The sequence below is a fragment of the Pedobacter endophyticus genome (genome assembly GCF_015679185.1).
GTDB classification, from domain to species: Bacteria; Bacteroidota; Bacteroidia; order Sphingobacteriales; family Sphingobacteriaceae; genus Pedobacter; species Pedobacter endophyticus.
In genome coordinates, this window is the sequence record NZ_CP064939.1 from 500,622 (window position 1) to 523,235 (window position 22,614).

At 41.3% G+C, this 22,614-nt stretch carries 15 protein-coding genes and 1 pseudogene; 5 read left to right on the forward strand and 11 right to left on the reverse strand.

Features of this window, described 5'->3' with window-relative positions; all coding sequences use genetic code 11:
- Window positions 1-130: 130 nt before the first annotated feature.
- The 9 genes and pseudogenes from IZT61_RS02155 to IZT61_RS02190 all read right to left on the reverse strand — a co-directional run bounded on the left by IZT61_RS02155 (window position 131) and on the right by IZT61_RS02190 (window position 17,775).
- Window positions 131-4,201: a hybrid sensor histidine kinase/response regulator transcription factor gene (locus tag IZT61_RS02155; protein ID WP_230383816.1), complete on the reverse strand. Its 4,071-nt coding sequence runs from the start codon at window positions 4,199-4,201 to the stop codon at window positions 131-133.
- 190 nt (window positions 4,202-4,391) lie between these two features.
- The gene (locus tag IZT61_RS02160; protein WP_230383817.1) at window positions 4,392-6,590 is read right to left on the reverse strand and encodes a glycoside hydrolase family 3 N-terminal domain-containing protein; all 2,199 of its coding nucleotides are present in this window, start codon (window positions 6,588-6,590) and stop codon (window positions 4,392-4,394) included.
- 2 nt (window positions 6,591-6,592) lie between these two features.
- On the reverse strand, window positions 6,593-7,360 hold the full coding sequence (locus tag IZT61_RS02165) for a hypothetical protein (RefSeq protein WP_196099568.1): 768 nt from the start codon (window positions 7,358-7,360) through the stop codon (window positions 6,593-6,595).
- Window positions 7,361-7,372: 12 nt separating this feature from the next.
- Window positions 7,373-10,099 (reverse strand): sugar-binding domain-containing protein, encoded by a 2,727-nt coding sequence (locus IZT61_RS02170; protein WP_196099569.1) that lies wholly within the window; start codon window positions 10,097-10,099, stop codon window positions 7,373-7,375.
- A 193-nt stretch (window positions 10,100-10,292) separates the two neighbouring features.
- Window positions 10,293-12,074, reverse strand: coding sequence for a glycoside hydrolase family 2 protein (locus tag IZT61_RS02175; protein ID WP_196099570.1), 1,782 nt, complete (start codon window positions 12,072-12,074; stop codon window positions 10,293-10,295).
- 12 nt (window positions 12,075-12,086) lie between these two features.
- On the reverse strand, window positions 12,087-13,223 hold the full coding sequence (locus tag IZT61_RS02180; protein WP_394370739.1) for a glycoside hydrolase family 97 catalytic domain-containing protein: 1,137 nt from the start codon (window positions 13,221-13,223) through the stop codon (window positions 12,087-12,089).
- Window positions 13,224-13,259: 36 nt separating this feature from the next.
- Window positions 13,260-14,074: pseudogene (locus IZT61_RS22160) on the reverse strand (glycoside hydrolase family 97 N-terminal domain-containing protein); the annotation flags it as partial.
- An 8-nt stretch (window positions 14,075-14,082) separates the two neighbouring features.
- Window positions 14,083-16,056 carry an alpha-galactosidase gene (locus IZT61_RS02185; protein WP_230383819.1) on the reverse strand — a complete coding sequence of 658 codons (1,974 nt, stop codon included), beginning with the start codon at window positions 16,054-16,056 and terminating at the stop codon, window positions 14,083-14,085.
- A 120-nt stretch (window positions 16,057-16,176) separates the two neighbouring features.
- Window positions 16,177-17,775, reverse strand: coding sequence for a DUF4832 domain-containing protein (locus IZT61_RS02190; protein ID WP_196099572.1), 1,599 nt, complete (start codon window positions 17,773-17,775; stop codon window positions 16,177-16,179).
- A 6-nt stretch (window positions 17,776-17,781) separates the two neighbouring features.
- On the opposite strand from IZT61_RS02190, the gene IZT61_RS22165 reads away from it, so the two are divergent.
- From IZT61_RS22165 to IZT61_RS02200, 3 genes are all read left to right on the forward strand, one after another.
- Entirely contained in the window at window positions 17,782-17,922 is a 141-nt protein-coding gene (locus IZT61_RS22165; RefSeq protein WP_230383820.1) for a hypothetical protein, read from the forward strand.
- Between the two features lie 468 nt (window positions 17,923-18,390).
- Window positions 18,391-18,843: a DUF305 domain-containing protein gene (locus tag IZT61_RS02195; protein ID WP_196099573.1), complete on the forward strand. Its 453-nt coding sequence runs from the start codon at window positions 18,391-18,393 to the stop codon at window positions 18,841-18,843.
- 157 nt (window positions 18,844-19,000) lie between these two features.
- Complete coding sequence (locus IZT61_RS02200; RefSeq protein ID WP_196099574.1) at window positions 19,001-19,570, forward strand: dihydrofolate reductase family protein; 570 nt, start codon at window positions 19,001-19,003, stop codon at window positions 19,568-19,570.
- A gap of 85 nt (window positions 19,571-19,655) precedes the next feature.
- Here the strand turns inward: IZT61_RS02200 and IZT61_RS02205 are convergent, their stop codons facing one another.
- Both IZT61_RS02205 and IZT61_RS02210 read right to left on the reverse strand, forming a co-directional pair.
- Window positions 19,656-20,108 (reverse strand): VOC family protein, encoded by a 453-nt coding sequence (locus IZT61_RS02205; protein WP_196099575.1) that lies wholly within the window; start codon window positions 20,106-20,108, stop codon window positions 19,656-19,658.
- Window positions 20,109-20,221: 113 nt separating this feature from the next.
- Window positions 20,222-20,560 carry a DUF3140 domain-containing protein gene (locus tag IZT61_RS02210; RefSeq protein WP_196099576.1) on the reverse strand — a complete coding sequence of 113 codons (339 nt, stop codon included), beginning with the start codon at window positions 20,558-20,560 and terminating at the stop codon, window positions 20,222-20,224.
- A gap of 618 nt (window positions 20,561-21,178) precedes the next feature.
- On the opposite strand from IZT61_RS02210, the gene IZT61_RS02215 reads away from it, so the two are divergent.
- Together IZT61_RS02215 and IZT61_RS02220 are read left to right on the forward strand one after the other, a co-directional pair.
- Window positions 21,179-21,862, forward strand: a complete 684-nt coding sequence (locus tag IZT61_RS02215; protein ID WP_196099577.1) for a hypothetical protein — start codon at window positions 21,179-21,181, stop codon at window positions 21,860-21,862.
- A 140-nt stretch (window positions 21,863-22,002) separates the two neighbouring features.
- Complete coding sequence (locus tag IZT61_RS02220) at window positions 22,003-22,248, forward strand: hypothetical protein (RefSeq protein WP_196099578.1); 246 nt, start codon at window positions 22,003-22,005, stop codon at window positions 22,246-22,248.
- Window positions 22,249-22,614 lie beyond the last annotated feature (366 nt).

Consider the following 22,614-nt stretch of genomic DNA (forward strand, 5'->3'; position numbering starts at 1 on the left):
TCCGGGATCTTAATGCAAGGAATAAGCCAATCCTTTAAAGAGATATATACGCTTTACAATCCCCGCATACGCGAGGATGACGGCGTAGGAACGACCAAACAATTTGACAATGCCACATCGCCGGGAAATACTATTTCTTCAAACTCCCGGCTGTTTTCTTTTTAAACTCTGAAGGACTTAAATCGAACTGCTTCTTAAAACAAACACTAAAGTATTTTGCATTATTGAAACCCGTTTCATAGGCTACTTCTGCCACCGTTAAATCTGACTTTTCCAGCAGATAGGCACTTCTTTTCAGACGGATGTTAAGAATAAACTCCTTGATAGACATGCCTACAATGTCATTAATTTTCTGGTATAGGATTGTCCTGCCCACATTCATATCCGATACGAAACCTTCGACAGAATAATTAGCGTTGGCAATATTCTCTTCAATCACCTTCATCGCTTTCCTCAGTAACTCCTCATCCATTGAGGTTACCGTCACATTTGAAGGATCTACCTGAATACGTTTACTGTATTTTTCTTTCAGTTCCTGTTGATTTTTAAGAATGGTTTCTGTTTGCTGCAACAGATAATCAACATCGAAGGGTTTATCAATAAACACACTCGCACCGTATTCCAATGCCTTTATTTTATTCTGATTATCATCGCCATTGCCCGAAATCATAATAATTGGAATGTGACTGGTTTTAAAATTCTGCCTTAAACTGCGGCAAACATCCAAACCATTTTTTTTCGGCATAATCAAATCCGTAATAATCAGTTGAGGATAGATTTTTTCTGCCTTGGTCATTCCCTCTGCGCCATCGCTGGCCGTATACACATGGTACTTTTCAGCCAGGCGTTGTTCCAAATAGGCCCGCAATTGCGGATCATCCTCAATCAGCAAAATATTATCTGCCTTTCTTAAGCCTGTGGCACCATTTTGTGGTTCTTCAGTATCTTGCATAACAATATCGTCGATCTCCGAAATGGTGTAATCATAAACCGTAGATTGCATATCTCCCGTACCAGCCTGTTTTTTGAGCGGCAGCATAATCGTGAAAGAAATTTTATCTGTTTTATTTACCATCCAGATTTTTCCGTTCAACACATCAACCAATTTTTTTACAATCGCTAAACCCAATCCGGAACTTTCTTCAAAAGTTGGCCGGTGCGATGATAAGCGATTAAACGAAGTGAAAAGTGTTGCAATCTGTTCTTCGGAAAATCCATCACCACTATTTAAGACTTCGATTGAAATATATTCAATTTCCTGTTCATCTAATTTTAGCGCTAAACGTTCTTTTTCCTCATCGGTTGAGCTATAGATCCGAACACCGACATAACCCTTGTTTGGTGTATATTTTAACGCATTGGAGAATAGGTTGGTCAAGATTTTCTCAATCACATCGTAATCAAAAGCAACCATCAGGTTATCTTTATGGCCAGCAATATTGGTTTCAATTTCTTTCTTGTTAGCGTAGAGCTCAAATAATCCAAAAAGATCTTTAACGAAGGTGATGAAATCGCCGATTTGCGGATTAAGCGTAATTTTTTGACTTTCAATTTCGCGGAAACGCAACAACTGGCTGATCATTCTTTGTATTCTGGATACATTTTTCTCAATCAAACCCATATAACCCACCGCACTGTCGTTGGTAGCTAACGTTTCCTTTAACTGCTTCAGTGGCTGAATTACCAGGGTGAGGGGCGTTTTTAAATCATGCGAAATATTGGTAAAAAAATCTGTACGAGCCTGGCTTAATTCCTGCATATTTTGCTCTTTCAAAGCTTCTAAAGCTAACCTTTCCTGGAAAACCTTCTTATTGGTGTAATATCTGGTAATGAAAAAGAGCAAAGAAGCCACTACAATAAAGTAAAAGCAATAGGCCCACCATGAAAGAAAAAACGGGGGATCTACATGAATATACAACCTCGAAATTTCATCGCCCCAAAGTCCGTCATTGTTAGAAGCCTTAATTTCGAAAGTATAATCTCCGCCAGGCAGATTGAGGAACTGTACCGATTTTTGATTGGCATGGCTGGTTTGCCACTTCTCTCCTAAACCTATCATGCGGTAGGCAAACTGGTTTTTATCTGCAGATAAATAACTGTCGGCCGAAAACCTGATTTCTACATTCGATTGGCTGCTCGAAAGTTGTATTCTATCTTCTTTTTGATTAGAAAGACTGGCAATATCTTTTTCTAAAGGAGAATTTTCTGAGTGTGCCGTTACCAGATTGTTATTCACTAAAAACCCGGTAAAGAACACTTTCGGCTTTTGTGGGTTTTTGTTTAGAAAAGCAGGATCAAACAGCATGAAACCATTGGTTCCACCGAACAACATTTCGCCTTTGCTTGTTTTATAGGCAGAGCGGATGTAGAAAGATCCGCAGCTGTTTTCCTGGTAAAACCTGGCTTTATCAAACACCCTGGTTTTACTGTCGTATAAGTACAAACCATCATTGGTGCTTAACCACATATTCTTCGAAGCTTCGTCTTCCAAAATCGCGAAAACCATTTTGGCAGTCAAACCATTAGCCGGACCATAATTTAGGTAGGTTCCATCCTTTTTGAGGACATTTACACCCCTGCCCAGTGTTCCAAACCAAAAATCACCATTCGATGCCTCAACAAAGCTACACAAGTAATTTGCTGCATAAGACGGATCTTTGATCAGGTAATGTTTTATTACTTTGAGGTTGTTTGGATCGACAATAAAAAAGCCCTGATGCGTAACTAAACAAAGTTGGTTTTGCTTGTTAATAAATACTGCTTCTACTTCTGAAGTCAATACCTTTCCATCGGCACCCGTTACCCTCACTAACTCAACGGGGCCATTTTGCTTTTTTCTGTAAAAAAAAGACCGGTCCGGATCACTCATCCACCAGGTTCCTTCATGATCACGAACAAAATCGTAAACTGTTAACGGCTGTTTACTTTCCGGAGAAAAGAAATCCAGGCTGCTGAAAGATTTGCTATTCATATCGTGGTAGCCGATGCCACCGCTGTATGCCGAAATAGCCAGTTGTTTATTCGTTTGATCGAACTTTAAACGCTTGATCATATTAGAATTGGGCGAATTGCCCTGCGATTTGAGGTAGTGATTAAAAGCATCGGTTTGTCTGTTCCAATAGTTCAGTCCACCACCTTCGGTTCCAATCCAGATGTTACCCAAATGATCTTCCTGAAAGCTGCTTACAACGGGATGGTTGAGCCCACCGGGACTGGGATTAAAGTAACGTACCCGCGAATCGTAAAGCGAACAATAGGCGATTTTTCCACCATAAGTCCCTATCCACGCACCCTGGTCGGGATCTGCATAAATCGTCCAGATAGAGTTTGTTGGCAGCGAAAAAGCATCGTTAAGGTTCATGCGCAGGTAATTGCTTGTTCCAGCTACGGGATCGTAAAAAAACAAGCCCGCCTGCGTAGCTACCCACATTATCCCTGTTTGATCGATGTATAATTTTTTGGAAAGCATAGATTGACTGCCCGCCACCACCACCGGAATTTTTTGCTTCAGATTTCCGGCTTCATCAGTAACGTAAATTCCTCCTCTCTGCGTAAGGAAATAATACAAACCGCGATAGGATAAACCATCATTAACGGCATTGGTAACCGCCCCAAAATTGGCAAATGGCACCAATCTTTTTCTGTCCATATCTACCTTTTGCAATACTGCATCCTGGGTAAGAAATATATTTCCTTTTACGCTTATCAGGTTATTAGATGACTGATTTTTAGGAAGAGGAAAAAAATCTGTTTTCTTCGTTTTATCATCATAGCGTTTCAGTGTATCGCCCGATAAAATATACAGCTTACCATCATCGTGTAAACAAACTGACCGTATTCGGCCACTAACTACTAAATTGAATGCGAATTTTTGATAATCGAATTTCAATAAACCATTTCCGGTACTTACAAAAAGACTCCCTTTTTTATCTCTAACTACCGAACCATATCCCCACTTTACTTTGGGCTGAATGGCAAAAACAATATCGTTTAACTGGTAAAAACTATTGCCATCGTACATAAAAAGCGCATCAGGGCCTGTGTACCACATCCTTCCCAAACTATCTTTTGCGATGCTCTGTATCCCACCGTAGTAAGAAGTTTCTGGCATTACATGAAATCGATATTTGGAGAGATCGATTGCGGAGACACTTTGAAAAAGCACCGTAAAAAAACAAGCGACAAGGATGTATTTTTTCATTAGCAACGATTGCTGTTCATCATTAAATTATTAAAAAGTGCTTAAATTCTGATTACACTTTTTCCAGGCCGATCTTTCCGAAACATGCTGCCAAAAGTAATCTTCGACTACCTGTCCCGATACTTCAGGAAGCTTAGATTGTCAAAGAAGGGATAATTGAAATTTAAAGCAAAATCTTTATTAAAGAGCGTTAATCTACGATTTCTATTTTAATTTTCTTGTCTTTAACAATGATGTTGTAATCACCAGCTTCTAAAAATCGCTTGCCATCTCCATCCACAAAGCTCAGATCGCGTTGTAAATCCACTTCGAATTTATAGGTTTTCGTTTCGCCCCTTTTCAAGAGTTGTTTTTCGAAATACTTTAACTCCTTAACCGGACGCGAAATGCTTGAAACCGGATCTTGAATAAACCAATGTACAGTCTCGATACCGTCTCGATCTCCGGTATTTTTAACCGGAATTTCTACCGTTAATTTTTCGTTGCGTTTTATCTGGGTTGATGAAACTTGCAGCTCACCGTATTCAAAAGTGGTGTAGCTCAAACCGTGTGCAAATTCATATAATGGCGTACTTTGAATGTCTTGATACTTTCCTTGCTGCGGACGGGCACTCTGCCTGTGGTTGTAATAAATTGGAATTTGACCTGTGGAAAAGGGGAAAGTCATCGCCAGCTTGCCAGAAGGATTTACACGACCAGACAACACACCCGATAATGGCCTACCGCCGGGTGTTCCCGGTTGCCACACGGTTAAAATCGCATCGCTAAGGGGCTCCAGTCTGTTCAACTCCAACGGACGACCGCTGGACAATACCAGAATGATCGGCTTGCCCAATTTCTTAAGTTCCATAGCCAATTCTTCCTGTATTTGTGGTAAAGCGATGGTTGAACGTGAAGCATTTTCTCCACTCCATTCTTTCTTTTCACCTAAACACAATACAATTACGTCAGATTTTGAAGCTAAGGCTATTGCTTCGTCAAAACCTTTCTTGTCCTGCCCATCAAAATCAGCGCCCAAAGCATAAGAAACCTCGGCTTTGCCTTTATATTCTGCCTGCAAGGCGTCATAAATACTAATAACATTGTCGGGTTTGCCTTGAGCAGCCCAGGAACCTAATAAGTTCCCCTGGCTTTTCGCCATAGGGCCGATCAATGCAATTTTTGAGATGTTATTTAGTGGTAGTGCTTTATTCTTATTTTTAAGCAAAACAATCGACTCTTCAGCCAATTGTTCTGCAATTTTTAAGCTCTCGGGGCGATAAAACCTTTGTTTTTCGGTACTGGCTAGTGCGTACGGGCGATCAAATAATCCCAATTTAAATTTCACCCTCAGCACACGCTTTACGGCATCATTCAATAAATCCTGAGACACTTTTCCTTCTTTAACCAGCTCGCCTAAATAGTTATCGTAACTTCTGTTCATCATGTCCATCTCTACGCCTGCCGTAAATGCCTTTAAAGCGGCCTCTTTTTTGTTAGCGGCTACGCCTTGCGGACGAAGCTGCTCGATAGAACCCCAATCCGAAACTACGAAACCATCGTGTTTCCAGCGCTTTTTCAATACTTCGGTTAAGGTATAATGGTTAGCCGAACCCGGCGTTCCGCTGATATCGTTGAACGAACTCATCAAAGTTGCTGCACCAGCCTTCACGCCTTCTTCATAAGGCAACATGTAAGTATCCCAAAGCGTCTGATTAGAAATTTCTGAGTACACATAATCGCGGCCAGCTTCCGAAGCGCCGTAACCAATATAATGTTTCAGGCAAGCCGCAACGTTTTTATCGCCCGACAAATTTTTACCCTGGTAACCTTTGACCGAAGCGACAGTAAAAACGGCATTCGTATAAGTATCTTCGCCATAACCTTCTGCAACACGGCCCCAACGGCCATCTCTGGCTACGTCAATCATGGGTGAAAAAGTCCAGTCTATACCAGACATCCGAGCTTCCTGCGCTGCTACGCCACAAGCTTTTTCGACCAATACCGGATTCCAGGAACAAGCCTGACCTAAAGAAATCGGGTAAATGGTCCGAAAGCCGTGGATGACGTCGTAACCGAAAATAATCGGAATACCCAGGCGGCTTTGTTCCATGGCTTTCTTTTGTACGGTGTTCCGTAAATCAGCATTGCTGCCAAAATAAATGAGTGATCCAATTTCCGCCGGAATACCCTTCACCGGATCGGCCATATTGTTGCTATTGTCGTTTCTGCCAAGGGTGTACTGGTTCAGCTGCATCACTTTTTCTTCCAGGGTCATCCGAGCAATCAAATCTTCTATTCGCTTCTCGATAGGTTGTCTGGCATCCTTATAAACCGGTGTATCTTCTTTATAGCCCGAAAATAACGTAGCCGAAGTAAGCGCCAGCGCTAAAATTGTCTTTTTCATCATCTCTATTTAAAAACAGGAATTGGCGATAATTTCATTGTCTTTTGCTGATTGTTTTTGAGCTCGAAAACTACAATTTCGTTTTCTCCTTTTACCAAATCTTCAGATGGAATTAAGATGGATTGTTGTTTTTCCTCTTCCCAGTAAGAACCGATGTATTTTTGGTTTACCCATACTTCTCCCATTCCCCATCCGGTAATATCCAGGTAAGTCTTTTTCAGCTCGTCAATGTTGAAATTCCCTTTATAAAATCCGGGAACAGAAGTTTCTTTACGGTCTTCAAATACAAGGTCTTTAACCGGATACTGTTTGATCATCAACGGGATCATTTTCCAGTTTGAGACCTTATTTCCAGCTAAAGTGACCTCTCCAAACAAGCCTTTCGAGTTGTCTGTTATTTCTGGCCCGTAGGTAATTCTACCGATGTTTTCTACATAAATTTGCAGTAAATATTTGCCGGGAGTAGTTTTGATATCGATTTTCTTATGGTTATCGGTTAACCTTCCCAGCAACTTTCCATCTATATAAACAGCAGCATAATCACGAACGTTTTCCAGTTCTAAATCTTCACTTTCTGCCTCGGTGGTGATTTCGGCTTGATATAAAACGTATCCAAACTCCATGTTCAGATCGTTCATTGGCAACAAATTTTCTGCCTCCACTGCCTTTTGGTAAGCCTGATTCAGCGAAGCTTTCTTGTTAAATACGATCTCCTGCGCCATTAAAGCCTGGCTACCTATTAACGTTAGCCCTAAAGCTATTTTTTTCCACATCACGTTCCTTTATTAGTTCGTTAAAAATGATTGGATAAAAGTTTCTTCCACAGAAACCTGCGGCGAAAATTTATCGCTTTTTACATAATTATCTATACTGTACAATAGTTGCTGTGTAGCCGGACGTTTATTCATATCCATCTTCGTATCTACCGCCAAGACCAACAGTTTTCCGCCGTTTACCTTAGCTTCAAAACCGATACCCAGTTTCTGGTTGTTATCGTAACTATCAATCACCTGGATAAACGGGCGAAGTTGTTCCGGAGCACCTTGCATTTCAATTACTTTGGCGTTGTTTAGGATATCCCACCATTGCCAGTCGGTATGGTATGAGGTGGGAAAGTCGTTAAACATGAGTTGTTTATTGTGTACTAAATTTCCAATAGTCATAGGCGCCCAGGCGAACATGATGGGATTCCAGAAATGGTTATGGAACATTGATTTACGTCCTTTTACATTTTCGGGAGCAGGATAAAGCACCACCGCTTTACCCGCTGATAATTGCTTTTTAGCCACATCGTCATAAACAGTAGTGTACAAAACCTGATCGGTAGACTGCATTAACTTTTCATGGCCTGGATAAACCCAAATGTCCCAGCTGTTTTGGATCTGATCGTTAACTGATAAATGTACCGTTAGCTTTTGCGAAACACTGATGCCTTTTAACGGGATCGAAAATTCGCCAACCGGCGAAACACTATCATTTGCAATAGTCTGGCTTTTCAGATTTCCTTTTTGCAATACTTTGCCGCTCTCATCAGTTAACCACCATTTTAACTTTGCATTTTTTAAGGCGGCATTACTATAATTATAAACTTCTGCTTTACCCGAAAACGTTTCTGAATTGAAAAAGCTACTTTTTTCGTAGCGCAATAAGGCCACTGTAGGCGCACAAAACGCTCTGAACTGTTCGGGTGTAACTAAACCTTTGCTATCCCAGAATGGATCTAAGATACCGACTGGCGCATAACCTTGGCCGGGAAAATCGTTAATAGACAATAACTGAAAACCAGCAGATTTGGATGAACGCAACAATGCCTCAATTACAGCTTTATACTCTAAAACCGTTAATGCCCCGGAAGCACGAAAGAAGTCATTGGCCTGATCTAGCATGCCGTTTTTCTGCAGCATATCTCTGAATACTTCAAAATTTCGGGCTTCTACCGGGCTATTCGCGTATTTTTTGATCTCTTCAAAGTTCGGATATACACAACGTTGTCCAGACTCGTGAGAAATTACCGGCACATCAACATCAGACTCGGTGCTCCTATCCCAGTTTGTATTCGGTAAACCTTCGTAAACTTTTACCGGACCTTTATTAGTTTGCTGCGATACATAATACTGATCGGATTTTACACGGGTGCGAGCGGTAGAACCACTGTATAAATGACGGGGATCTAACTTGATTCCTTCGGCTGTCAACTCTTCAATAAAATCGAAATTCCCTGTGATTTCGTTGCCGTTGCAATACAAAACAAATGACGGATGGTTACCATATTCTTTCAAAATTGCTTTAATTTCCCTGCGAAAGAAGTTGTACCTGTTTTCATCAGGTTCGGCATCCTTACCCCACATTGGCATTTCCACTTCAAAATAAATCCCATGTTTATCCGCCATGCGAAAGGCCGCTTTTGGCGGGCACCACGAATGGAAACGCAGGTGGTTCATTCCGTAATCTTTCATTAATAACATGATCCGTTCCCACGAAGCATCATCAACCGGCACATGACCAGTTTTTGGAAAAACCGCATTCTCCACATTGCCTCGCAAATGCAACGGACGGTTGTTCATCACGACATGATTTTTGCCTTGCTTTACTTCGCGTAATCCAAAAGTGGTCGCTTTTTCATGCTGATAGTTTATTTTTCCATCAGAAGTGTTTAACTGACAGGTAATCTCGTAAACATTCGGGTTAAACTCATCCCAAAGTTTGGCAGTTTTACCCATTGGAATATTGGCTTCTACAAAAGTTACCGAGTCTTTGCTCACTACCGCAACTTCATTTTTGAGGTTGTAATTTTTACCATTTATAGTGAAGGAAGCCTTGCCTGTAAATTGCTTTTTGGTTTCGTTATTGATCTGTAAGCGTACTTTTACCGAGCGGTTTGCAATGTTGGGGTATACCTGAAGGTCTTCCAAATATACGGGATCAATTGCCACCAGCTTCATTTCTCCCAAGATCCCGTTCCAGTTAATCTGGGTAAATTCGGTATGGGCATGGTTCCATTTATGGGTTTTGTATTGAAATCTGTTATCGATACAAACAGTAATCCGATGGGTTTTTCCTGGTTTAACGAAATTGGTTAAATCGTGGTTGTGTGGTACACTGATATAATCAATGGCACTTACCTCTTTAGTATCAACATAAATTGAACTTAACCAATGCGTACGTTCAAAATACACGAAAATCTTCTTGCCTTTCCAGGCTGCAGGAATTTCGATGTCGCGTTGGTACCAGGCCGGCCCCATGTACTCGTATTTTCTGGTTAAGCGATCAATGTATTGGTATGGCACTTTATAGCCAATTTTATAATCGTCGGTAATGCCTGGAAGCTGGATTTCTTCCGGTAAAATGTGGTTATACCGGGGAGAAAGAGATCCTCTGCGAAAATCCATTACATCGGTTTGAAATCTCCATTTACCAGATAAATCTATGGATGCAGTTTGCGCTTTTAGTGTGTAAGCCTGCATCAAAAAAAGCAGTAACAGTAATATAGTCAGGTTTTTATAAGGGTTCATTTGTGGGTGTGCTAATTTTCTATTTCATTATACTTTGGTAATCCTTCCATAAAAGATTGCTTCGTCGTTCCTCCTCGCAATGACGAAAATAGTGGCGTCGTTGCGAGGCACGAAGCAATCTTAAAGCGATAGGGCGCTTGTAAACAACCGTTGTAGGGTTGCTTCGTCATTCGTCCTCGCAATGGCGGTTTTTCTATTTACTATCGTAATATTCTTTCATTAAGTACCAGGCTTTCTTTCGGTAGCCCTGGTCAGAGACCAAACCTTTTCTGTTCCAGTCTTCCTGGTTAGTCGGATGAAAACGGAATGGTGAACGGAAATCAAAAAGCACCCATGGCGAAGTGCCCCTTAGATTTGGGATATGTTTAAACATTTCTAAATTCTTTCTGTACAAGGTTGCCTGGTAATCTTCGCTCCATGAGCTCGCTACATCTGCATCTCCGGTTTTTCCGTAAAGTGCTTCACCACCAAATTCAGAAATTATTAATGGCTGCCCTTTAGCCACATCCCAGGTTGCTTTATCTGGCGTAACGGGCCAGGGATGGTACCAGCCCAGGTATTTGTTGATTGCTACAACATCCAACGCTTTGATAAAAGGATCGTCCATTACAAAAACCTGCTTGTCCTTGTTAAAACGAACCAAATCAAAAGCCGCAGTAATCAATCTCGTAGTATCAATCGATTTGGTAATGTCAATTAGTGATTTAATGAAAGCGTTACGAGGTGCCGACGGCTGCGTTTCGTTGGCTACACCCCAAAACGTTAAAGCAACACGATTTTTATCCCGCATGATCATCTCACGCATCATTTTGCCAGCTTTTTCTTTGGTCGACTCGTTTTTAAAGTCGATCCCCTGCCAAATCGGAATTTCTTCCCATAGCAAAAAACCCATTTTTTCGGCCAGCCTAACGGTATATTCGTTCTGTGGATAGTGCGCCAAACGGATCATATTACAACCTAAAGCTTTGGCTTCTGATAACAACATAACCGCATCTGCTTCGGAAAAAGCACGACTTTTACGTTGCGGAATTTCTTCATGAAAGGAGATGGATTTTAAGAAAACAGGTTCATCATTCAGATAAATATCCTCTCCTTTGACCCAAACATTACGGAAACCGATTTGCTCTTCTACCCGATCGCTCTTACTGGAAACTTTAACCTTGTACAAAGTAGGCGAGCCCGGCGACCACCGCTTTATTTTCTTCGATGCAAACGAAGTTTTCGCTTCGCCGTTGGCATCTGTTCTAACTGTTTGCTTTAACTGAAGTTCAGGAATTTCGATAGTTACCGATTGGCTAACCTTTTCAGAAAGTTCAACGCTGGCATTAATTTTATCGGCTTTGGTTTTATCCAGCTGGATGAAATAATCTTCAATGAACACTTTTGGTGTGCTTACTAAAAACACATCACGGGTAATCCCACCGTAATTCCACCAATCGAAAGCCATGGCCGGAATAGCATCAACCTGACGCGTATTATTAACTTCGACCGCTAAAAAGTTATCTTTTTCTTTTATAGCATCAGTCACCTCGATTTGAAAAGGCGTAAAACCTCCTTCATGCCGACCAATTTCTTTACCGTTCAGATAAATTCTGCAACGGTAACTTACCGCTCCAAAATAAAGGAATGAACGATTGTCAACTTCCTTTGCTGCATCAAAATGACGAGCATACCAAATGGTGCCTTCGTAGTATTTAAGTTCGGGCATTTGGCTGTTCCAGTCTGAGGGCACATTTAAGCGAAGTCCGTTATCAAAAGAATATTCGTAAAAATCAATTTTGGTTTCAGGCTTTTTATTGAGGAAGATTTTGTTTTTTCTCCCCTGGTCGTATAAATCAATAATCGCATCCCATTTCCCATTTAAAGATTGCACATTTCTGCCATAAACATTGGTCATGGTTTGCTGTGCCATGGAATGTGAAAAAATCAAATTTAAAAAGAGCGACAATGCTAAATAAAAGGTTCTCGGCTTCATTATTTTGTGTATTTATTTCTTAGAAATTTTCATGGCGACACCGCCGCCTTTAGCCATAGAAATGGTCATTTTACGATTAGCAGGAATAGTGATGGTTTCTTTTTTATAATCGGAGGCGATCCGATTGGCGTTAACGCCGTCTCGATATACCTCCGCTACGTAGTTCCCTTCTCCAAGGAATGATAAATCGATATCAAGCTTACGGTCATCCCAGTTGGTCATTGCGCCTACATACCAATGATTTGCTTTTTTACGGGCAATGGCGATGTACTTCCCGATCTCACCATCCAAAGCAACCGTCTGGTCCCAAACGGTTGGAATTGCCGAAATAAAATCGGTGCTTTCCTGCTCTTTTTCGTAATTGGTAGGGCTATCGCAAAGCATGTTTAACGGCGATTCGAAAATGACATATTGTGCCAGCTGACGGCAGCGTGTGCCCTGGCTCATCGGTTCATCGTTTATCCCCCGGTGGGTTCTTTTGGTGGCATTACGCATCGCACCCTGCGTGTAGTCAACCGGTCCGGCCACCATCCGAATGAATGGAAAAGTAACATCATAAGTCACCTGATCTAACTCCGGGCCAGTCCATTTCATTTGTTCCAAACCATGAACTGCCTCAAAATTGATCACATTAGGGTAAGTTCTGTTGATGCCTGTAGGTTTATAAGTTCCGTGAAAATCCAGCATCAACTTGTATTTAGCCGCAACTGCGGCCGCACGGTAATGGAAATCGACCATTTGCTGGTCGTCACGATCCATGAAATCAATCTTGAAACCCTTTACGCCCATTTCTGCATAGTGCTTACACACTTTTTCCAAATCTCTTTCGAAAGCGTAATAGCCGGCCCATAAAATGATGCCTACATTTTTAGCTTTTGCATGAGCAATCAGCTTTTTCAAGTCTATTTCGGGCACAACCTGAAACAAATCGGCTTTTTTATCGACAGCCCAGCCTTCATCCAAAATCACATATTCAATTCCATTTTTAGCGGCGAAATCGATATAAGCCTGATAGGTTTTGGTATTGATACCTGCTTCAAAATCTACTTTTGAGAGACCCCAATGGTTCCACCATTCCCATGCTACTTTACCAGGTTTAACCCAGGAAGCATCTGCCAGTCTTGATGGCGCTGCCAGCTTGTAAACCATATCATTATCTGCAAGTTGTTTATCGTTAGTAGAAACAATTACGATACGCCATGGAAACTGAGCTTTAGCTTTACTTTTGGCCAAATAAGGTTGGCGAGCCGTAACCAATTGCTGCAACTCGTTATGTCCGCCTTGTTGGGTTGCCGTTGGATAAGGCGCAAAATTTGATTGTAAGGAGTTAGAACCGTTAGCGTTAGTGAGAAACATGCCTGGATACTTTCCAAGTCAGCTTCTGCTAAGCAAACCTTTTTACCATGATCTAGACTTACCACTAAAGGCGAAAAAGCCAGTTTATCAGCATTGATTTTACTCAATGACGTGTAAGTATATTCGTTCTCAAAAGAATTGAAATACTGGCTTTCGATATTCTTAAATTTTCCTTTTACATAGGGCACATAGGCGTTGAAATCTTTCGAAAAATTGAAAACAGCCTCCTCGTTTTTTACAGTTATTGGATGATTGCCGGTAGATACAAAGCGATAAGCGATACCTTCATCATAAGCTCTGAAAATGAGGTTAAAGTTCTCCCTGAAATTCAAAACCAGCTCGTTGTAATGGTCATCAATCTGGCTTCTTTTATAAAACAATGCCTTAATCTGTTGATGGGATGTAGTTGTTTTGGCACTTTTTAGCCGGGAGCCTTTGCCCCAGGTCACGCCGTTTTCTAAGGCCATGTTCAAGGCAGAAGGTTTTAAAATGGTATCTCCCTCATGGGTAATGGCATAGCTAATCCTGTCATTCAGGGAAATAGTGGCTACTAATTTCCCATCGGGGGATTTTAACTGGTACTTTTTTTGTCCCCAGGAGCTGATGGTAAGGGCTAGTAAAAATGTGGTTAGAATAATTCTCATATATAGTCTCAATTGGTGATTTCGTAGCGGTACATTACGAAGTCGTTTATTTTTGGAAGTGTCACTTCAATCGATCCGTTTTTCGCAATCGTCGTTTTTATGGCCTTTCCGTTTCCTAAAACTGGTGTACATTTCACTGTAGTTCCGGCGGGCAACCAGGTTTTTACGGTACCAACTGCTTCGGCCGTATTTTCCCTGTAAAAAATGAAGTAACCCTGGTTTCCTTTCAACGATTGAAAGCCAGTCCAGGACCTTCCGGAAGGTTCATCGCCAATGGGCAAAATGATTCCCAAATGGAAATCGTGCTGTATTTTGCGGTAAGCTTTAATCAGATCTTTGATTTTTAGTGCTTCAGCTGGCAAACCCGTTCCCTCAAACCAGGCCAGTGGTTGCCCTGCCATTGTAGTGGCAAATAAGTATTCGAAAGAATGATTCCCCGGCGCAAAAATATCTTTACCATACCGATCAGCATTCCGCCATTTATTCAGAAATTCGATTTGTAATTTCTCTGCGGGCACATATTTCGCTAAAGCCCATAAATTTCTTAATGTCCAGTAGGGATAATAATTCTGCCAGTCGGTATAACGGTTTTCTAAGAACACATTGCCGTATTCATTAAAAGTGTAGTAGCCTGCCCTCCTGCCTGCGGTAGCATCTAAATTGAACACCGCTTTGTTATTGGTTTGCGCTAACACGCCATCGAATAGCCTACGGAGATTGATTTCTGATTGTTTAGTGGGAATAGCCAAACCGTCGATTTTAAACGTACGGATGCCGTATGTTTTGTATAAACTCACCAAAGCGTTCACATCTTTCTGCCAGTCTGCATAGTCGTTTTGCACACTCGGATTAAACCATAGACAGATTTCTACCCCTAATTCTTTTCCCCGCTTTACAATTGGATGTAAACCATTTGGGTACTTTTTGGGGTCTGGTTTCCAGTAATCAGGGTTATCCCAAATGTTTTTAAAAGATCCTTTTGCTACAGCTGAATTCGGACTTTTCCCGATCTGCCAGCCATCATCAATCTGAAAGTGTGAAATTCCTAATTCGGCTGCTTTTTCTACCTCCAGTAAACTAAACTTTTCATTTACTTTCGCATCCTGACTGCGATCCCCCCAGGTGTTCATCATCACCATTTCATCACGCTCAGGCAATAGCTTGCGGATGTTTTTTTGATAACTACGCAAAGCAGTTAATTGCTGCAATTCGCCACCGCTGTACACACCGATTACGCTGCTATAGGCTTTGGTCCATTCCTCAGCTTTGATATCTTTGGCAGTCAATCCTAATCCGGCTACGGTAAAATGGCCGAACTCGGTGGTAAAATCGTAACCTTGATAAGCCAATTGAACACTTGAGGTCGGCGCTTCCTTCAAAAAGAAAAAGCCTTTGTTATTTTCGCTGTTGTGCGCTACCAATAAATTCCCTCTGTAATTCGTTTTGCGATAAGGAATGATATTCCTTTCTTCAATCAGGTTGTTATTCCAGTCGGTCACATCAAAAAATTCAACGATCTTGGTTTGCCAGTGAAAACCATCCAGTTTAATTTGATCTAAAATAGCCGTCATTTGCTGCGACTTCATATCTTCAGCAAACTCGATGTTTTTCCGATCCGCGGCGTTAATGGCACTGGCATCCGATGCTAGATTCGTACTACCTTTTAAATAAATATCGCAGGCAATTACAGGGCTATCGTCATAAATCCGATAAACCTTTTTAACAGATAAAGTACCCAGCGAAACATTGATTTCTACAGCCAGATAAGTGGGATGAATGGCCGTTTCCTTCACTTCTTTCGAAGTATAAGTTCCATTTGTTGGTTCATCTTTAGTTACCTGAAAATCAGGGCTTTTTAACCTGTTCAGCCAGATTTGTTTAGTGGCTTTATCGGTTAAACTGTAGGTAATCAGGTTGCCTTTATTCCAAAGAAATTTTCTTTCTATCCACTGGTTCCCCACTACCAGGGTATCCTTTTCCAATCGACTGTAAGGTGTGTCATTGGAAGCATAAAGAGGTAAAGTGAAGACCGATAATATGAATGTAATGAGGTATTTATAACTTGTTTTTAGCATATTGATCACGCTACTATTTTGAAATTTCTACTTAATTATAACCTGGCTTAATTTGTTCCAGCCCGTTGGGGTAGCTTTGCCCTTGATGGCCAGTTTTATTCCCGGACGATTATTTTTCGTTGTATCAACAATCGCTATCGCCCAGGTATATTTACCCGAAGGAAGTTGGATGCGCTGGTTAAAAATGTACTTAGTGGGTTGGTTTTTTATCCAGTTTGAGGGTTCGCTTTTTAAATCTACGAACGCTTTAACCACCTCATCACGATCGTTTAATAAAGCAAAAGCCACTTTGTATTTATAATTCCACTGCGGAATATTATTCGGACAATAGCCCCAGCCCATATTTTTCCAACGATGCGAGATGTTAACAACATCTCCGGAACTCAACTCAACGGGAAGATTTATTTCATCCGGATACAATCGATATCCACCCTCCGAGATAAATTTTTGAACATAAGGAAATGCCTTTGTAAACCAGGATGCGGTTTCACCACCGGCCCGGAAGTCCATCATGTTCACCTTTGCCTCAGCCGATGCTTCATATTCTCCTTTTCTAACATCTTCATCGTGACCTTCCCGATACTGATTACTCGGATCTATCCAATACCGATGCGTACCTGAAACGATCCAGCCACCTTCCATGATAATTGGTCGTTTGAAATTCCATGATTTTGCAAAATCTTTCTCCCATTGCTGATAATATCCGGTCATACCAAATGCATCATGCCTTAAGCTGTACCCTTTATGTATAGCCTTTTCTAATAATCTCCGGCTGTTTGGATTTGCTGCTGCCCAGCTTTTCGGGTGACCAATTAGCCGATGATAATTAATTACCAGCGGAACCTTAGTAAAGTTGCGGGTGTATAAATCGGTTACCCAATCCAATACTTCTTCCTTGTATTGCTCAGTTTTAGCGGAATCGGAAGATTTACCTGGGTCCTGATACACTACATTGTGCGCTTCGCCCCATTTACCAAGCCCGTAGGCATCAATAAATGATGTTTTTTCAGAATCATTATATTCTTTGGCAAAAGCTTCAATAAATTTTGAGTAATATTTCCTAAAAACAGGATCCTGGGGATATGGTGTTTTTCTATCCGGATTTGCTTTATTTTCTAAATAAAATTTTGCGCCGGCAGCGTAAACAAAAGCTGGTGTATTCGCTCCCTGATCGCGTCCATCAACAACGATACGAAAAGCAATAGGTAATCCTCTATTTTGAGCACCCTTAATCAGCTTTGCAATTTTAGAATTTGGATCGTTCCAGGCATAAACGTTTTCTGAGGGGTTTAAAGACGCCCAACTCGTTCTTACATAACATGCCGACGCATAATCAATTGGCTTAATTTTCTTCCCTAACTCCGGAACAAAAAAAGTGGTGTCCCAATACGAAACGTCCGCATTTCTCGAAGCATACATTACCCATCCATTTAGCGGATTTTGAAGTACAGTATTGCTATCGTAACCAGGCTTAACAAGATGGTACTGTTTATTATCAATGGTATTAAACCTATTCCTTTCCTGCGCAACAACCCACGTTGATAATAGCAGGCAAAATAGAAACAAAACGATTTTAAAAGTTACTGCGGTATGTTGATGTTTTAAGTTGGAAAAACTAATTTTCATAATGATTTGGTTAGACTAACTGTACTTACTTATTGTGCGCTACAGTTGTATTGGCTTTTAAATTCCTTTTACAAGGCAAAAGTAATCATCAAGAAAGTGCAGGATGGTATTGTTTTGTTCAGAAATGGTTTGTTTTTGTACAACTAATGGTCATTTTGAGGTGAACGATTATACTTTTTGAGTTCTGCAAATACGACGAGGCAAACGCCAAAACGGTGAGTTATATATGAAAGGGGAATGTTTAATGCCAGATGGGTGAAAAGGCAACGAATCGATTACAAGGCTTTTTTTGTTTTTGAAGTTGCTCAAAGATTTTCTGGTGAATCCAAGACATATCATCGATTGCATCGATCAGTTTTTCCAATATAGCGTCAGCCTAGTTCTAGCTTGTTTCTAAGCCGAATCACGAATCTTTTTTATTTCTGACTTACCCTCGGCGCAGCCTGATGCGATTAAACAAAACGCCTGCAAATGGTGTTATTTCATTAGCCGCAAGTCGGTTTCGTTTCTACCGCTTACTGCTTACCAAAAAACCCGGCAAAATCTTGGTCGCCGATAAATTTGAAACGGAGAAAAATGTAATCGAAAATCTCAGAACATATTAAATTCAGAAAAATGAAAGCGAATCACTACAGAAAATTTGCCTTGATGCTGGCCTTGTCCTTTGTAATTATGTATGCGGTAATGTACCTCAATGTATACCAAGCGGATCACATCTACCTGAGCATGACCCGGTTTTATATGACTTTGTTGATGATCTGCCCCATGGCCCTTGTTATGCTTATTGCGATGCGATCGATGTATAAAAACAAAACAGTTAACACAATAATTGTGGTATGCAGTATCGCTGTGTTTGGGCTGGCGCTGGCGGGTGTTCGCACCCAAACGCTTGTTGGCGATGTGCAATATATGAAAGGAATGATTCCCCATCACTCGATCGCCATTATGACCAGTACCCGTGCAGACATTAAAGATCCCGAAGTAAAAAAACTATCTCAAGGCATTATCGAGGCACAGGAAAGGGAAATTGCTGAAATGAAACGCATCCTTGCACGAATGGACAAGTAAGAAACCTGTTCGGTTGTCTCTCGCCCACAATTAAAAATTAAAAAAGGACTACCGCCGAACGGCTAGTGGTAAAAAGGCATCCTCATATTGTCGCAATTGCACCCCACAGGTGTTATTCTGCATCTTTAAATTTGAAGAACATTAAATCATTAGACAAATGAGGAAGATCAGAATATTTGAACACATTTCGCTTGACGGCGTGATCGAGCACGACGGCGACTACATTTATGGCGCCTGGACAACGCCTTATCGGAGTCCTGCCGGAGCAGCAATGCTTTTTGAGGCTTATGGAGGCGATTTCGACCTGTTGCTCGGCCGTAAAACTTACGATATATTCAGCAGCTTCTGGCCAAATGCCGGAGATTTTCCGATGGCAAATGCCATAAACGCGGCTACAAAATACATTGCAACGCACAGGCCCGATAGCCTTGGGTGGGGCCCGGTAAAAGATTTAAGTGACGATGTTATCGATGGGATTCGTAAGCTAAAGGCCACCGAAGGACGTGATGTGATTGTGATAGGCAGTTCAACCCTTACTTCGGTTCTACTTAATGAAGGGCTCGCCGACGAAGTAGTGCTCATTACCTACCCTGTTTTACTTGGTCGCGGCAAACGCCTGCTTGCTGACACGATAGATGCAAGAGAACTCGAATTTGTCGACTCGAAAAGTACTGCCACAGGCTTGCTGATTAATACTTACAAACACCTGGGGCCACTGAAAAAATAAAGCTTCTTCGAAACCGGCATCATTGTATTTAAATTAAAATATTCAGGGCTGTCCTTCCGGCAGCCTTCGTTAAGCTTTTCACTATTTATTTATTATTAAGTTGTTCTGCCAGGCCGACCAAAATACCTTCAGCTCCCCGAACATAGCAAAGGCGATACGAGTTTTCATATTTCACCACTTCGCCAACTATTTCAGCACCGTGCGCAAGCAGTCGTGGAATCAGTTCATCAAGGTCATCAACAGCAAACATTACCCGCAAATAACCCAGGGCGTTTACCGGCGCATTCCGGTGATCGGAGATTACCGCCGGGCTGATAAATTTTGAAAGTTCAAGCCGGCTATGGCCATCCGGGGTAACCATCATGGCAATTTCTACCGATTGTGCACCCAATCCGGTTACTTTTCCGGCCCACTCTCCCTCAATCTTCGCTCGTCCCTCTAAGGTCAAACCGATCTCGGTGAAAAACGAGATTGCATCGTCGAGCGATTCTACAACGATGCCGATGTTGTCCATTCTTATCAACTTGCTTTTTGCCATCTGTTTAGTGTTTAATTTTATCAAGGCAATGAACCTCAATAATTAATGGGTAACTTCATATCAAGTCAAAGTTTTAAACCGTCACTTAAAATTAACATGCACCAAATTTTCACTTATCCCTTCGAATGGTAATCGTGCCCCCAATTTTTTAGCGAATAATTCCAGTTTGTTTCAGAAACGTCGCCATCAGGCCGCTGTGCCAGATGACGTTTGATATAACCATTCACTTTTTGCATGTGTTTGAAGTCGGAAGTAGTTAAATCTGCTTTCTTTTTTTGCAGGATGCGAATAATCTTTTCTCCTGATTTGTGCCCAATCGACTCCCCGTCGCCACTGTCCCATCCAACAGATTTAGACTGCTCAGTGTCCAGCCATTTCTCCAGTTTTGAGGGGCTCATATTTACATTTTTTTTAAAATCTGCGTAGATTTCTTGTGTTTCATCATTTTCCATACTCAATTACCGGTTACTGGTTGCGCAAGTTGGTTGGCGTAATCGCACAACCTATACCATACAACAGATTACACTTTTATTGGTTTGGGTACGTTTTTCATTTGCCACTATTTCCGACCAATGGAAACTTCGAAGCTCAACCTATTAACAATAAGCATACGATTTAATAAACAGTAATTTCTCCGATGAATTAAATGATAAATACAATCTTTATGATTCCTATTTCGAGGCAATTCCATTTGGGTTTAAATTCAAGTCATTCTGCAGGGCTGATGTTTAGCTTTTGTTCCTTCTTAATGCAAAGGGTTGGTGTTTTCGGTAATATGGCCCCTAAACCATTTAATTTTCAATTAATTCAATACCCTGTTTTTTCGAATAGATGGGTAAAATCCCGACAATAAGATAAGGTTTAAGAGAAAAACCGCTTATCTTTTTGATGATGAATTAAGCATGAAGTTTTGCGTGGTAAGCATCATTGAATTATTCAAACTATAATTGAGGCAAAAATTCGAATGAACTAATTCGCTAGTTATTTTTTTAAAAAAAGGGTAGTTATTTCGTTTATTGTAATATATTTGTGACCTAAATAACAAACTTTAAACAATTTTTAAAAAAAACATGAAATCCAAATTAACTTTTTTAACTCTCCTTTTAGCAGTGCTTTTTTCTTGTAAAAAAACCACAAATGTTGACCTCGAACTATCTACAAGTGGAAAACTCGCCTACAAATTAACTGACGATGCTGGCAAGGCAATCCCAAATGTTAAGGTATCGTTGCTTGTCAATAACGACCATTATTCGAATTACGTTCTTTTAGACTCAAGGGTAACAGATGGCAACGGTCAGGCTGATTTTGGAGATCTTAACGCTGGAAATTACCAGGTCGTTTCAGATTCTGCCAGGGTGAATAACATCCCGTACCTGGTTAAGGAGCTCGTGCAGGTAACTGCTGGCGCTGCTAAAACCAAAGAAACCAAAGTGACAGATTTTTCGGGAACGTATGTAATGTCAGTTAAATCTTCTAACAATTCTCAGCCATTGAAGAATGTTGGTGTATTACTGATTCCATCAGCGAGGTATAGCTATAACTCGACCACGGCTAATCAATTGAAAGTTGCTCATTTTTCAGGGCTGACCAATGATGCTGGTGTAGTTAGCTTCAAAGTTCCATCCGATATGGGCTACTATGTGTATGTTTATAATACGGTAACTAATGCTAGCTATAGTGGCTATGGTGGCTATTATTCAAATTTTACCGTTCAAAGAGGTGCCACTGTTAACAACACCTACACCATCTATTAATTTGAATAACCCATAATAGCAAATGCCATTGATGACGATGAGCCTCCACCCGGAGGCTCATTTTTTTTTGCACTTTAATAAGCGTACGGACGCTTTTGTCTCTCTACCTCCTCGTAGCGTCTCGCTACGATAATACAATAATGCCGCATAAACAGACGACAGGTGCAAGCGAAGAAACAAACGCCCAACCATCCATTGCCAGAAAAACGGCTTTACAGGTGCTTAAAGCGTGGTCAGCCAGGTCTTTAAGGCCGCGAACCCCGTGGTATAGGTGGTCGACCACGTTATACTACCCATTTACCATGTTGGTATACCTGCCAGAGTACGTTCAGCACCCCATTGACCACGTCGGTACACGCGGTAGAGCACGTTCAACACCCCGTTGACCACGTCGGTATACGTGGTAGAGCACGTTCAGCACCCCGTTGACCACGTCGGTACACGTGGTAGAGCACGTTCAGCACCTAGTTGACCACGTTACCCTACCCCACCAACGGGGTAAACAACGTGGTTGACCACGTTGCACACCCCACAAACGCAGTAAACAACGTGATACACCACGTTACCCCACCCCACCAATAGGGCAAATGACGTGGCACACCACGTAGCGCCGTCTTACGACGCCACAAACATTAGATCGTAACTCAATAATGCCTTGCAGAAAACCCATCGCTATCCGATTAAAGCTACCATTGACGTTTTTCGAAACAATCCAAAAATGAGGAATTTGGCGCCCTAGACCTCTTCCTTTT

What these genes read in the sequence shown, in the direction of transcription:
- IZT61_RS02190 (WP_196099572.1), bottom strand. Translation starts at nt 17,775, where the DNA reads ATGAAAATTAGTTTTTCCAACTTAAAACATCAACATACCGCAGTAACT.
- IZT61_RS02205 (WP_196099575.1), bottom strand. Translation starts at nt 20,108, where the DNA reads ATGGCAAAAAGCAAGTTGATAAGAATGGACAACATCGGCATCGTTGTA.
- IZT61_RS02170 (WP_196099569.1), bottom strand. Translation starts at nt 10,099, where the DNA reads ATGAACCCTTATAAAAACCTGACTATATTACTGTTACTGCTTTTTTTG.
- IZT61_RS02155 (WP_230383816.1), bottom strand. Translation starts at nt 4,201, where the DNA reads ATGAAAAAATACATCCTTGTCGCTTGTTTTTTTACGGTGCTTTTTCAA.
- IZT61_RS02165 (WP_196099568.1), bottom strand. Translation starts at nt 7,360, where the DNA reads ATGTGGAAAAAAATAGCTTTAGGGCTAACGTTAATAGGTAGCCAGGCT.
- IZT61_RS02210 (WP_196099576.1), bottom strand. Translation starts at nt 20,560, where the DNA reads ATGGAAAATGATGAAACACAAGAAATCTACGCAGATTTTAAAAAAAAT.
- IZT61_RS02195 (WP_196099573.1), top strand. Translation starts at nt 18,391, where the DNA reads ATGAAAGCGAATCACTACAGAAAATTTGCCTTGATGCTGGCCTTGTCC.
- IZT61_RS02215 (WP_196099577.1), top strand. Translation starts at nt 21,179, where the DNA reads ATGAAATCCAAATTAACTTTTTTAACTCTCCTTTTAGCAGTGCTTTTT.
- IZT61_RS02175 (WP_196099570.1), bottom strand. Translation starts at nt 12,074, where the DNA reads ATGAAGCCGAGAACCTTTTATTTAGCATTGTCGCTCTTTTTAAATTTG.
- IZT61_RS02180 (WP_394370739.1), bottom strand. Translation starts at nt 13,223, where the DNA reads ATGGTTTACAAGCTGGCAGCGCCATCAAGACTGGCAGATGCTTCCTGG.
- IZT61_RS02220 (WP_196099578.1), top strand. Translation starts at nt 22,003, where the DNA reads ATGCCGCATAAACAGACGACAGGTGCAAGCGAAGAAACAAACGCCCAA.
- IZT61_RS02160 (WP_230383817.1), bottom strand. Translation starts at nt 6,590, where the DNA reads ATGATGAAAAAGACAATTTTAGCGCTGGCGCTTACTTCGGCTACGTTA.
- IZT61_RS02200 (WP_196099574.1), top strand. Translation starts at nt 19,001, where the DNA reads ATGAGGAAGATCAGAATATTTGAACACATTTCGCTTGACGGCGTGATC.